The sequence below is a fragment of the Deinococcus yavapaiensis KR-236 genome, assembly GCF_003217515.1.
GTDB classification, from domain to species: domain Bacteria; phylum Deinococcota; class Deinococci; order Deinococcales; family Deinococcaceae; genus Deinococcus_A; species Deinococcus_A yavapaiensis.
In genome coordinates, this window is the sequence record NZ_QJSX01000014.1 from 133,444 (window position 1) to 145,184 (window position 11,741).

The following is an 11,741-nucleotide window of genomic DNA, read 5'->3' on the forward strand; positions in this document are numbered from 1 at the left end:
ATCCCTCACGTTTCGTCCTCCCCTTTTCGCGCGGAAGGGGAGGCGTTTTTTAGGCCCAGCCGCTCGCCTCCCGCGTACACCGTGCAACGCCGCTCGCGAACGAAGCTCAAAAGGGTCACGCCGAACGCCTCGCACAAGCGCACGGCGAGGCTGGACGGAGCGGACACCGAGACGAGAACGGGAATTCCGGCGAGGACGGCTTTCGAAGCGATGTCGTAACCGACGCGGCCCGAGACGACCAGAAAGGTGTTGGACAGCGGCAAAGCCGCTTGCCGTAACGCCCACCCCACGATCTTGTCGACCGCGTTGTGCCGTCCGATGTCCTCACGCGTCGCGAGCAGGTCGCCGGACGAGGTGAACAAGGCCGCTCCGTGCGCGCCACCCGTCGCGTCGAACAGGACTTGCCGCTCGCGCAGGCGGCGCGGCGCGTCGAGAACGAGGTCGAGATCGAGCGCGTCCTCCGTCCAAGACGGCCGTTCCGCTCGCACGGCGAGACGCTCCAACCCGCCGATACCGCACACGCCGCACGCGCTGCTCGTCCAAGTGAAGCGGGGCGGCGCGTGAAGCCCCTCTCGAAGCGTGGCGCGCAAGACGTTCGGCAAGACCGTTTCCCCCGTTCGCCAAGCGTCGAGGGCCGTCACGTCCGACGCCTTGGAAATCACGCCTTCGGACAGCAGCCAGCCGAGCGCGAGGTCCTCGTCGTGGCCGGGCGTTCGCATCGTGAGGTTGACGGTTCGCTCCTCGTCGGTCACGACGCGCAGTTCGAGCGGTTCCTCGAGCAAGACGACGTCGGCCGCTTCACGCACCACGCCATGCTCGACGCGCCGCACCTCGACTCGCTCGACGCCTTCCTCGACCGCCTTCACGTTTGTGGCGGCACGTGGACGTCTCCGTACTGCGCCCGCTCGCGAAGGCCGCGTCCCACGCCCTTCAAGACGTCCGCGACGACACCGAGGGCGAGGCCGACATCCGGATCGCGCGTCAAGGACAGCAATTCGCGCGTCCCGATCGGCTGTCCGCTTCGCACGCGGTTCGCGCCCGCGCGAAGGCCGTCGGCGAGGGCGCCCGTGAACGCGCCGACCTCGTCGGGCTCGACGCTGCCGAGCAGCTTGGCGAACTCCAGCAAGTTGCGCAGGGCGCGCACGCCGCCCGGCTGATTGAGCAGTTCGAGCACTTCGTGCGACAACCCCGCGCCGCCTTGCACGAGGCGCGCCGTCGTGTCGAGCACGCGGTGCTCGTGCAAGGCGCGCACGAGATTCAAGGCGTCCAGCAGCGCGTCGGCGCTGAGGTGCGTCTCTTCCTCCAAGCGCTCTCTCGGCGTCGCTTGCAAAGCCGCCGCGTCGAATTTCAAGGACTTCGCCATCAGTCGTCTCCTGAGGCGTTCGTTTCGAACGCCTCCGTACCGGGAAAGGTGTAGTCGGCGCGGCGCCACTTGCGCTCGACTTCCACGCCTCGTTGCGGCGTGGGCGTTCCGAAGCGGAAGTTCGACTTGGGCAACGGCGACTCGCCCTTCACGGGAAGAAGTTCCATGCGTACGGCGACGTCCTTGTACGCGGGCGTGTGGGTGCTGAGGTCCGTGTGGCTGCCCGTGAGACGGTTCACGGCGTCCTCGGCGCTTCGCGCGTTCATCGGCATGTAAAGGATGTTGCCGGACACTCGGTTCGTGACGAGTACGCGCACTTTCACGGCGCCGTGCCGCGACACGAGCCGCACGAAGCGGCCCGACTCCAAGCCGCGCTCCTCGGCGAGTTCGAGGCCGACCTCCACGAAGGTGTCGGGCGCGCGCGAAGCGATGCCTTCGGTCTTGAAGGTCATGTTGCCTTCGTGGAAGTGCTCCAGCATGCGGCCGTTGTTGAGGTGCAAATCGAACGTGTCGTCGGGCGGTTCGAGCGGCTCTATGAAGCGCGCGGGGTACAGCTGGGCCTTGCCGTCCGGGAAGGGAAAGCCGTTCGTGAACAGCAGCGGCGTGTCGGTGCCGTCGTGCGCGACGGGCCACTGCAAGGACGCGAAGCCCGCGAGGCGCTCGTACGTCACGCCCGCGTAGAGGGGAACGAGGCTCGCGATTTCCGCCATGATCTCGCCGGGATGCTCGTACTGCCAGTTCGCGCCGAGGGCGTTCGCGACGCCTTGAATGATGCGCCAATCGGGGCGTGACTCTCCGAGAGGCGCGAGCACCTCGTAGAGTCGTTGGATTCGCCGCTCGGTGTTCGTGAACGTTCCGTCCTTCTCCAAGCTCGGCGAGGCGGGCAAGACGACGTCCGCGAACGAGGCGGTGTGCGAGAAGAACACGTCTTGCACGACGAAGAAGTCGAGCTTTTCGAACGCGGCCTCCACGACGTTGACGTTCGCGTCCACGAGGCCCATGTCCTCACCCTTGAGGTACAGTCCGCGCAATTTGCCGTCGTGAATCGCGTGAACCATCTCGTGGTTGTCGAGGCCCTTCGTCGTCGGCAAGGAGACGTTCCAGGCCGCCTCGAACTTCGCGCGCACCTCAGGATCGTCCACGCGCTGATACCCTCCCACGAAGTTCGGCATGGCTCCCATGTCGGAAGCGCCCTGCACGTTGTTGTGTCCTCGCAGCGGATACGAGCCCGCGCCGGGCCGCATGTAGTTGCCCGTGACGAGCAGCAGATTGCTGATGGCGGTGCTCGTCTCCGAGCCGCCGCGTTGCTGCGTGACGCCCATCGCCCAAAGGACGCAAGTTCCGTCGGCGTCCACGATCTCGTGCGCGAGGCGCTTCAACGTCTCGGCGGGAACGCCCGTGATGTCTTGAGCGCGCTCCAGCGTCCACGGCGCGAGGCTCGCCCGAAACTCGTCGAGGCCGTTCACGTGCTGTTCCAAAAACGCCTTGTCTTCGAGTTGCTCGTCGAGGATGTACTTCGCGATCGCCGAGAGCCACACGAAGTCCGTTCCGGGAGTCGGGCGGACGAAGAGGTCGGCGCGGCGCGCCATCTCGTGCTCGCGCACGTCCACGACGACCAAGCGTTGGCCGCGCAGCTTGTGCGCTCGCTTCACGCGCGTCGCGAGGACAGGGTGGGACTCGGCGGTGTTCGTGCCGATCGCGATGACCAGACCCGCCGCCTCGATGTCCGAGATGGAGCCCGAGTCGCCGCCGTACCCGACGGTTCGCCACAAGCCCATCGTGGCGGGCGATTGGCAGTAGCGCGAACAGTTGTCGACGTTGTTCGTGCCTATCACGCTGCGCGCGAGCTTTTGCATCAAGAATGCCTCCTCGTTCGTGCACTTCGAGGACGCGATGAACCCGAGGGCGTCCGGGCCGGACTCGGCGGCGAGTTCGCGCAAGCGGCGAGCGACGAACGCCAGCGCCTCGTTCCACGTCGCCTTTCGAAACGTCGCTCCTTCACGAATGAGGGGGGTCGTGAGACGCTCCTTCGCGGCCACGTAGTCCCAGCCGAACTTGCCCTTCACGCAAGTCGACACGCCATTGGCGGGACCGTGCGTCGGCTCGACCTTGAGGATGTGGCGGCCCTTCGTCCACACTTCGAACGAGCAGCCGACGCCGCAGTACGTGCACACCGTCTTCGTTCGCTCGATGCTGCCTTCGCGCACCGCGTGCTCCGCGTCCGAAATCGACAAGATCGGGCCGTACCCGACGCTGGGCTCGGCCGCCTTCACGAGGTTCACGGCGGATTGGAAGACGGGCAGGGGAATTCCGGTGAAGAGGCCCGCTTCGCCCAGCATCGACTTCTCCATGAGAGCGTTGCACGGGCAGACGGTGACGCAGTGTCCGCAACTCACGCAGCTCGACTCTCCGGCAGGTTTGCCGCCGTCCCACAGCACGCGCGGGTGTGGGGCTTCCCAGTCGATCGACAGCGTCTCGTTCACCTGCAGGTTCTGGCACGCCTCCACGCAGCGACCACACAAGATGCACTGGTCGGGATCGTAGCGGTAGAAGGGATGCGAGTCGTCGACGACGTACGGCTTGGGGTGGTAGGGCGTGCGCTGGTGTTCGACGCGCAGCAAGGCCGTCGTGTTGTGCACGGTGCAGTTGCCGTTGTTGTTGTCGCACACCGTGCAGTACAGCAAGTGATTGCCGAGCAGGCGATCGAAGGCGTCGGTGCGCGCCGCTCTCGCCGCCCGCGTCTCGGTTCGAACGACTTCACCGCCTCGAACGCGCGCGCCACACGCTCGGACGAGTTCGCCGTCGACTTCCACGAGGCACGTGTCGCACGTCTGGATCGGCCCGAGTTGCGGGTGATAGCACACTTGCGCGAGCTCCAAGCCCGAGCGGTTGAGCACGTCGATCAAGAGCTCGCCGCGCCGCGCGTGTTGCGGAACGGAGTTCAGGACGACGTGCGTTTCTGGAAATGCATCGTTCTTGGCGTCCGTGGCGTCGTTCATGATGGTCGCCGTTCAGTGTACGCCTCGCGGTGAAGCGATCGGAAAAGCATAAAAAAAGAGGACGCCTTCGGGCATCCTCTTTCACAGTGCTGATGTTACCAGCGGCTGTCGCGGCGCGGCGGGCGAGCGTTGTACTCGCTCACGGGCGCGGCCTTCGTGACCACAATGTTCTTGGCTTGCGGGCCCTTGCCGCGTTGACCGGCCTCGATTTCGAACTCGACCTCGTCACCCTCGTTGAGCTTCTTGAAGCCCGAACCTTGGATGGCGCTGAAGTGCGCGAACACGTCCGGGTTGCCGGGCGTCTCGATGAAACCGTAGCCTTTTTCCGCGTTGAACCACTTAACTTTCCCTGCAGGCATCTTTACTCCTCTTCCAAGCGTACGAATCACGCACCCGTGTTCATCCCGAGTACGCTTCTAGCTTCGCAGACTGGAATCGACTCGTATTGTACCCGTTGAAATTCGACCAATTCCACCCTGGCACACAATGATCGATCGATCCACACCTGTTAGGCTGAGCGCATGCGACTGCGACGTTTGGGACTGGGATTGATGCTGCTGGGCACGGGCGCCTTGCTGCTGCGCGCCCGAAAGGACGACGTGAAACACCTCGTGGTGGAGCAAGTGCTGGAACGCCCCGCCCGCGACAAACGCTACGCGGAACTCGCCGACGAACTGGAAGTGGCGGGCGAACGCGTCCTCGTGCGCGCTCGCCGCGCCAAGGAGCTCGAGCGCGCCAAGGAGACGATGCGGCACATCATCGGCATCGAACGTTGGGGACAGCGACGCCTCGAAGCCGCGCTCGGCGAAGCGTTCTCGCGAGACGAGCACCATCCGTACAAGCCGCCCGCCGACGCCACATGGAACGACGTGCTCGAAGACTTCACCACGACTCGGCAGCGCACCGTCTCGCTCGCCCGCGAACTTTCCTCCAATCCGCCCGATCCCGCTTGGCGCGTGGAGCACAACGGCCTCGGGCCTCTCTCGGCGCGCGGATGGCTGCGCTACCTCATGACGCACGCCGGGCTGGAAAGTCGCCGCATGCGCTGAGGGCGAACGCGCCACGTTCCGCACGAGCAACTTCACGTTCTGAAGCCGCGCCGTTCCCCGCGTGAACGTCATGCCTTCAACATGACGGACGGCGGGGCGCTTGTCGAACTAAGAATTCGGCGCTCGCGCGGAAGTCGTTCCCGACGCGAAGCCTTCGAGCCGCAAGCCGAGCTTGGAACGTGACGTCGAAGCGACGAAGAAGCGACGAGGCCTGACGAAACCAAAAGGCGTGATACGCGTTCGCTCGACGAACGCTGAAGGTCGCAGGAACGCACGTCGACCATAGGCTCCCTATAGTTCAAGAACATGCTTGCCAATGCCCCTTTGATTCTTTGCATCGAAGACAGCGCAACGGACGCGGATCTGCTTCGGGAGGCGTTCGCGCAGATCGCTCTTACATGCAAGCCTGTCGTCCTGAACGTCGAGCATGACGGAACCCACGCGCTGGACGTCGCCAAGCGCGTTCAACCGGACCTCATCCTGCTCGATCTCGTGATGCCCGCGTCCGACGGACTGCATGTCCTCGAAGCCCTCAAAAGCGACAAGGAGACGCGCGCGATTCCCGTGATCGTGCTGACTCACCACTGTGACGACGAACGAATCGCCCAAGCGTATCGGCGGTACGCCAACGCATTCCTTTACAAAGGTCAGTCGTTCGAGGAGTTGACTCGGGCCGTGGGGTCGCTGTGCCGATTTTGGCTTCGATCCGTCGTGCTGCCCACGCACCGAAGCGGCGCCTCCATGAACTGAGGGCGTGTCGACGAACCACGCGGCTCATCGTCGCCCCGACGGAACTTCAAGCGAGCTCCACCTCGTCGAGAACGAACTCGACCAAAGAGCGCAAGCGACGCTCGTACCGTTCGGTGCGCGCGCGCTTCAGCTCGGCACGGACGTCCTCCAACAATAGAAGCAGCTCGGCGCTGGTGTTCTCGTCCAGATCATTGCACATCATGACCGAGAGCCATGCACGCTCGATCAGCTCGGCGACGTCACTCAGCACCCCCGCATCTTAGAGGCGCGAGCATTACGGCCGTATGACAGCCGCGTTCCAGGTCGCGTTCGATCCGAGCGACCCTTCGACGGTGCGCCCTGGAGTGTGCTCGAAGTGAACGCACGACCATGGTCAACCGTTCGGCTCTCCTCGTACAATGAAAGCGTGCTGGACAATCCGGACGAAGTCATCGAACTCCCGGTCGGGGACGTCACCCTCTCCGGCTTCATCATGCGAGACGACTTGCTGCGCATCGAGCGCGGGGAGCGAGTCACCGTGTTGATCTACCACGCCGTCGGAGCGGGCGTCGAACTCGGAACGCTGCGCGCGGTCTTCGAGGACGGCGGCTTGAAGTCCGGTCCCGTACCGCACGACCTCGCCTCCTGACGAGCCCCGTCGCGCGAGCAGAGCAAGCGGTGAAACCACCTGGCTTCCCGGCACAGCGGCCTTCGACACGCAACGCGTCAACGACAACGGCGTCGTCGAGGGTGAGTTCAAACCGCTTTCCGCTGACACGATGGCCAGACGGTGTTCACGCGACAGCAATGCGGGATTCAAACCGAGACACGCATAAGTTGTTCGAAGTAGACCAACGCTTACGGAGCCGTACACCAGCAGAAGGCCGCGGAGCCTCCTTCCATCAGCGCCGAATGAGCTTTTTTAGAACACCGAACACCGGGTAGAACGCCAGGACGTACGCCACGAGCGGCGCCAGGACGATGGCGTACCACGGCCACGCCAAGGCGATCCACACGAGCACGAACACGAACACTGCGAACTGAATGGCGACGGCGATGGCGATGCGGCGGGCTTTATCACTTGGAGTCCAAGACTCGAGATCCATGAGCATGCGCTCCTCTCCTGGCCAGCCGAGGCGACCGGCCAAGACGATGGGTGTGGAAAAAGGGGTGGCGCTCAGCCGCCGAGCAAGCCTCGTTCGATGGGAACGCGCACGGCGTTGCCCCACTCGGTCCAGCTTCCGTCGTAGTTGCGAACCCTCGGGTACCCCAGCAGCTCGGACAGGACGAACCACGTGTGACTGCTGCGCTCCGCGATGCGGCAGTACGTCACGACTTCTCGATCGGGCGTCACGCCAAGCGGTTCGAACAACCGTCGCAGTTGATCGAGGCTCTTGAAGGTGCCGTCGTACTTCACGGTCATCGCCCAAGGAACGTTCACCGCGCCGGGAATGTGCCCGCCTCTCAACACGCCTTCTTGCGGGTAGTCGGGCATGTGCGTCACGAACCCGGCGTACTCCTCGGGGCTGCGAACGTCCACCATCGCGCCTGCGCCCGCCCGAGTCGTCTCGATGAGGCGCAAGACGTCGTCACGGTAGATGCGCAGGCGTTCGTCGCGTTGCCCCACGGGATAAGGCGCTCGGTCGACGAAGGAAGTGTCCGGCGTGAAGTCGAAGCCGTCTTGAACGAGCTTCTGCCGACCGCCGTCGACGAGCTTGACTTTGTGGTGTCCGTTGTACTTCAAGAACCAGTAGGCGTACGTCGCCCACCAGTTGCTCTTGTCGCCGTACAGCACGACCGTCGTGTCCTTCGACACGCCCCAGCGTCCCATGAGCTCGGCGAACTGCTGCGGGCCGATGAAGTCGCGCACGACCGGGTCCCAGAAGTCTTTGCGGCTATCGACGAGGATCGCGCCGTAGACGTGACCGCTCGGGTAGAGTGACAAGTCCTCGTTGACCTCGAAAACCCGTACAGCGGGATCGGCGAGATGGTCGGCGAGCCAGTCGGTGTCGACCAGAGCGTGAACAGTTCGGGAATTCGTCATCGGCTCCTCGGGCCAGGTCGTCCTGACACGCACAGGCTATCGTTGACGCACCTTGCCCTCAAGAAAGACGAGTGAAGATCAGATATTCGTTTTCCTGATGACTGGAAGGGACCGGGTATGCTTGAGGCATGCGGCTCAGCCCGGACTTGCTGGTGACGTTCAGCGTCGTCGCCGAGTACGGCAATATCAGCCGCGCGGCAGAAGCGTTGCGTTTGAGCCAACCCGCCGTCAGCGCGCAGCTCAAAACGCTGCAGGATCTCGTCGGCGAACGCTTGTACGTTCGCAACGCGTACGGCATCACCTTGACCGACGCCGGGCGGGATTTGCTGGGGTACGCTCGGGTGATCGCCGCGACGACGGCGAGCGCCGCCGAGCATCTGCGCTCGCGGCGCGAACGAACACGCCCGTTGCTGCTCGGCTTGTCGTGGACGCTCGCGTCGCACGCGGTGAACGTGGTCAGGAGCGCGCACTCGAACGGCCACGAGGTCAAGGTCGTGAGCGGTCACTCGTCCGACCTCGGTGAGCAAGTCGCGGCGGGCTCGCTGGACGCCGCGTTGATCGTACGACCTCTGACGCCGCTGCCTGTCGCGTTGACCGCGCATCGCTTCAGCGCCGAGGACCTGAGTTTGCTGGTTCCGGCCGAGCATGAACTCGAGGCGCGCGGCTCGACTCCCTTGCTGGCGGTTTCCGGGGAGGTGTTCTTGTGGCCGGTAAGCGGTTCGACGATCGCTCGGCGCGCGGAACGCTTGCTGAGCGAAGCGACGGCTCTGCCGGACGTGCAATTCGAGTTGGGCAGCATCGCGGCCGTGCGCGCCGCCTTGGTCGGCAAGGTAGGCGTCACGATCTTGCCGCCGAGCGTGGCGCGAGCAGAAATCGCCGCGGGATTGGTGACGCCCGTGCTGATCGAAGCTCCGAACGTGACCTTGGAGTACGTGGTGGTGACGCCGAGCGACGTGCTTGCCCGAACGGAGTCTCGGCTGCTGTCGGATCTCGTGCTCGGCGCTCGCACGCAGCGGCACTCTCGGTAAGACTCGCGTTGTGAACGCGTCGGCTCGCCAAGCTCACGCCAGGACAGCCGACGCGTCTGGCCGCCATCCTCTCGAATTTCCTCCGTGGGGCAGCCTCTAGGGTGCAGCGCGCTCGGGCATGAAAAAAGCGTCCTTTCGGACGCTGACAAGGAAAAGATAGCGTGCTATGCGCCATGAGTCAACTGCATGCATGATGTTCGCGGCGAGCCCTCGTTCTGCTTCACCGTGACGCCGCCGAGCAACGCGTTGGCCTCATGAAGCGGACGGTGGAGCGTGGCTCCTCAAAAGACGCCGTTGGCGTTTCGGCTCGAGGCCGGAACCTCTTGGATCGCGTCCCAGTGCTCTACGATCTTGCCGTCCTGAAGGCGGAAGAGGTCGCCGAACGCGACGTGCTGGCCGCCGAACTGGCCTTCGGACAGGGAGAACACGAAGTTCCCCTCGGCCACGAGGCGGTGGATTCTCGTGTACGTCATGGTGACGCCCGCCTTCGCCATGCCTTCCATCGCCGCGCCGAAGCCCGCCAGCCCGTCCCCGACGTTCGGGTTGTGCTGCCAGTACGATTGCGTGCTGATGAAGTCCGTCACGCGGCTTCCCTGTCCGCCGATCAGCACTTCGTTCAGAAAGTCGCGCACGAGCGCTCGGTTCGCCTCGGTGCGGCCGAGATCCGTCACCTCGGTCGGTCCGTCCACTTGTGAGCGGCCACTGACCGTGCGTTCCTGCCAAGGTTGCAGCACGTCCCAGTGCTCCACGACTTGCTCGCCGCGCACCCTGAACAGGTCGAAAGCGGCGAAGTCGGCGCCCGCGAGCTTCAAGCGGCTGTGCACCACGACGAGCTCGCCGTCTTGCAGCACGCGGCGCACGTCGTACGTCATCGGCTCGGGCAGCGTGCGGAGCAGCCCGAGCAGTCCCGCCCGACCGTCCTCGGCCATGGGATTGTGCTGGCGGTATTCGGGGGCGACGAGACGGCGAACGACGGCCGCGTCGTTCTTTTCCAAGCCGTCGCGGATAAGGGAGAGGACGGTGGTCGCAGGAGTCGTGGTGTTCATAGAGCCTCCGGAAGCAAACGAGAGGGCGGGCATGGCGGCGCGAGGCGCACAAGCGGCGAGCAAGAAGGCCACCAGCGCGAGCGACGAAACCGGTCGTTTCATAGATCTCCTCGAGAGAACGGGGGATTCGAGTGCTTCGAAGCACTCGCTCGAAGTGCATTCAGCCTAGGCTCGGCGGCCATCCGGGTCGAGCGGTGATCGCGAGTAGAAATCGGTGGATTTTGCGCTACGCTGTTCGTGTGACGATCGAGCCGCCCGTTCGGCGCAATCCCACGGTGGCCTTCCGCGCCGCGCACGACCTTCCACTGCGGCTGGAGGTCGTCACCCTCGCGCCCGATCACCTCCTGCTGCGCGACCGACCGCACTACCGCACCTTTCACGTCCTCGCGTTCTTCCAAGAGGCGCGCGGTGAGCACTTCATAAACGGAGAGCGCTTCGAGGCCCGCCCGAACGAACTCCTCGTCTTGGCTCCCACGCATTTGTACGACGGGCGGGCTTTGGAGGAAGCGGCGGGACGCCTCGTGCTCTTCGGCCTCGACGCGCTGCCTTCCGACGAGCGCGACACCTGGACGACGCGCTCGTGGCTCGTCGATCGTGAGCCGACCTACGTCCTACCTCCCGTCGAGGCCGCCGCTTGGCTCGAGGGCATCGACGCCCTCGCCAACGAGGTGCAAGAGCGCCGAACGCGCTACCTCGACGCGGCGCGCGCGTACTTGACGCTTCTCACGACGCGTGTGGACCGCCTCGCGGAGGAGCGAGGCGATCCGCGTCCCATGCCGTCTCCACTCGTGCGCTCCGTGTTCGCGTTGATCGACGCGAACTTCCGAGAGCCCTTCAGCCTTCGGCACGTCGCCGAGCGTCTGCACCGCTCGGACGCGTACGTCGCGCACGTGGTACGGCGCGAGACGGGTCGCACGGTGCTCGATTGGATTCACGAACGTCGCCTCGTGGAAGCTCGGCGCCTTCTCCTGGAGACGGCATGGCCCGTGGACCGCGTCGCGGCGCACAGTGGTTACGGCGACGTCACGCACTTCATCAATCGCTTTCGCCGCTCCATGAACATGACTCCGGCCGCGTGGCGCCGTGGATTGCGAGCTTCACGGGTCGAGAAGCGTGACGGACAGTGACAGCGCCAGCGCGGCTCCCTTTCGATTCGTCGCGGACTTCTTCGATCCCTCCAGGGAGGGCTGAAGACCGGGGCGCCATGAGCGCGCCCCGGTCCGTGAAAGGCAGCGCGTACGTCCGCGTCCCGCGAAACACGAGCGAGACGACGAGGAGCTTCTTCGAGGGCTCCTCGTCGGTGTACACGAGTTTTGAACGGGTGGTAGGCGAGGGTTGAACGGGCAGGCGCGACACTCGGGTCATTCGAAGCGAGACCGCTTCACCTTAAGGAGACTCCCCATGACCCGCACGATCCGCACGCTCGCCCTGTCCGCCCTCGCCGCCCTCACCCTCACCACCAGCCTCGCCTCGGCGTCGAGCG

13 protein-coding genes are annotated in these 11,741 nt (G+C 64.8%); 5 read left to right on the plus strand and 8 right to left on the minus strand.

Annotation, left to right across the window (positions count from 1 at the left end):
- Positions 1–5: 5 nt before the first annotated feature.
- From fdhD to DES52_RS16715, 4 genes are all read right to left on the minus strand, one after another.
- Positions 6–866, minus strand: coding sequence for a formate dehydrogenase accessory sulfurtransferase FdhD (fdhD, locus tag DES52_RS16700; protein ID WP_245901081.1), 861 nt, complete (start codon positions 864–866; stop codon positions 6–8).
- On the minus strand, positions 863–1,363 hold the full coding sequence (locus DES52_RS16705; protein WP_110887959.1) for a helical membrane plugin domain-containing protein: 501 nt from the start codon (positions 1,361–1,363) through the stop codon (positions 863–865). Before DES52_RS16705 ends, fdhD begins: the two co-directional genes overlap by 4 nt.
- Positions 1,363–4,362: a formate dehydrogenase subunit alpha gene (gene fdhF / locus DES52_RS16710; protein WP_110887960.1), complete on the minus strand. Its 3,000-nt coding sequence runs from the start codon at positions 4,360–4,362 to the stop codon at positions 1,363–1,365. Before fdhF ends, DES52_RS16705 begins: the two co-directional genes overlap by 1 nt.
- A 95-nt stretch (positions 4,363–4,457) precedes the next feature.
- Entirely contained in the window at positions 4,458–4,721 is a 264-nt protein-coding gene (locus DES52_RS16715) for a cold-shock protein (protein WP_110887961.1), read from the minus strand.
- 162 nt (positions 4,722–4,883) lie between these two features.
- On the opposite strand from DES52_RS16715, the gene DES52_RS16720 reads away from it, so the two are divergent.
- Positions 4,884–5,411, plus strand: coding sequence for a DinB family protein (locus DES52_RS16720; RefSeq protein ID WP_110887962.1), 528 nt, complete (start codon positions 4,884–4,886; stop codon positions 5,409–5,411).
- A 306-nt stretch (positions 5,412–5,717) separates the two neighbouring features.
- Positions 5,718–6,161 carry a response regulator gene (locus DES52_RS16725; protein WP_110887963.1) on the plus strand — a complete coding sequence of 148 codons (444 nt, stop codon included), beginning with the start codon at positions 5,718–5,720 and terminating at the stop codon, positions 6,159–6,161.
- A gap of 46 nt (positions 6,162–6,207) precedes the next feature.
- Here the strand turns inward: DES52_RS16725 and DES52_RS16730 are convergent, their stop codons facing one another.
- Positions 6,208–6,411 (minus strand): hypothetical protein, encoded by a 204-nt coding sequence (locus tag DES52_RS16730; RefSeq protein ID WP_110887964.1) that lies wholly within the window; start codon positions 6,409–6,411, stop codon positions 6,208–6,210.
- A gap of 156 nt (positions 6,412–6,567) precedes the next feature.
- Here DES52_RS16730 and DES52_RS16735 point away from each other — a divergent pair, with 156 nt between their 5' ends.
- Positions 6,568–6,789 (plus strand): hypothetical protein, encoded by a 222-nt coding sequence (locus DES52_RS16735; protein ID WP_110887965.1) that lies wholly within the window; start codon positions 6,568–6,570, stop codon positions 6,787–6,789.
- Between the two features lie 253 nt (positions 6,790–7,042).
- Here the strand turns inward: DES52_RS16735 and DES52_RS16740 are convergent, their stop codons facing one another.
- Entirely contained in the window at positions 7,043–7,252 is a 210-nt protein-coding gene (locus DES52_RS16740; RefSeq protein ID WP_110887966.1) for a hypothetical protein, read from the minus strand.
- 65 nt (positions 7,253–7,317) lie between these two features.
- Complete coding sequence (locus DES52_RS16745; RefSeq protein WP_110887967.1) at positions 7,318–8,184, minus strand: sulfurtransferase; 867 nt, start codon at positions 8,182–8,184, stop codon at positions 7,318–7,320.
- A gap of 128 nt (positions 8,185–8,312) precedes the next feature.
- Here DES52_RS16745 and DES52_RS16750 point away from each other — a divergent pair, with 128 nt between their 5' ends.
- Entirely contained in the window at positions 8,313–9,212 is a 900-nt protein-coding gene (locus DES52_RS16750) for a LysR family transcriptional regulator (RefSeq protein WP_110887968.1), read from the plus strand.
- Between the two features lie 281 nt (positions 9,213–9,493).
- On the opposite strand, the gene DES52_RS16755 is transcribed toward DES52_RS16750, so the two are convergent.
- Entirely contained in the window at positions 9,494–10,360 is an 867-nt protein-coding gene (locus DES52_RS16755) for a nuclear transport factor 2 family protein (RefSeq protein ID WP_211317945.1), read from the minus strand.
- A gap of 137 nt (positions 10,361–10,497) precedes the next feature.
- Between DES52_RS16755 and DES52_RS16760 the strand changes: the two genes are divergently transcribed.
- Positions 10,498–11,385: an AraC family transcriptional regulator gene (locus tag DES52_RS16760; protein ID WP_110887969.1), complete on the plus strand. Its 888-nt coding sequence runs from the start codon at positions 10,498–10,500 to the stop codon at positions 11,383–11,385.
- Positions 11,386–11,741 lie beyond the last annotated feature (356 nt).

Coding starts and splice junctions, on each gene's coding strand:
- DES52_RS16705 (WP_110887959.1), bottom strand. CDS start 1,363: ATGGCGAAGTCCTTGAAATTCGACGCGGCGGCTTTGCAAGCGACGCCG.
- fdhF (WP_110887960.1), bottom strand. CDS start 4,362: ATGAACGACGCCACGGACGCCAAGAACGATGCATTTCCAGAAACGCAC.
- DES52_RS16715 (WP_110887961.1), bottom strand. CDS start 4,721: ATGCCTGCAGGGAAAGTTAAGTGGTTCAACGCGGAAAAAGGCTACGGT.
- DES52_RS16720 (WP_110887962.1), top strand. CDS start 4,884: ATGCGACTGCGACGTTTGGGACTGGGATTGATGCTGCTGGGCACGGGC.
- DES52_RS16725 (WP_110887963.1), top strand. CDS start 5,718: ATGCTTGCCAATGCCCCTTTGATTCTTTGCATCGAAGACAGCGCAACG.
- DES52_RS16740 (WP_110887966.1), bottom strand. CDS start 7,252: ATGCTCATGGATCTCGAGTCTTGGACTCCAAGTGATAAAGCCCGCCGC.
- DES52_RS16745 (WP_110887967.1), bottom strand. CDS start 8,184: ATGACGAATTCCCGAACTGTTCACGCTCTGGTCGACACCGACTGGCTC.
- DES52_RS16750 (WP_110887968.1), top strand. CDS start 8,313: ATGCGGCTCAGCCCGGACTTGCTGGTGACGTTCAGCGTCGTCGCCGAG.
- DES52_RS16755 (WP_211317945.1), bottom strand. CDS start 10,360: ATGAAACGACCGGTTTCGTCGCTCGCGCTGGTGGCCTTCTTGCTCGCC.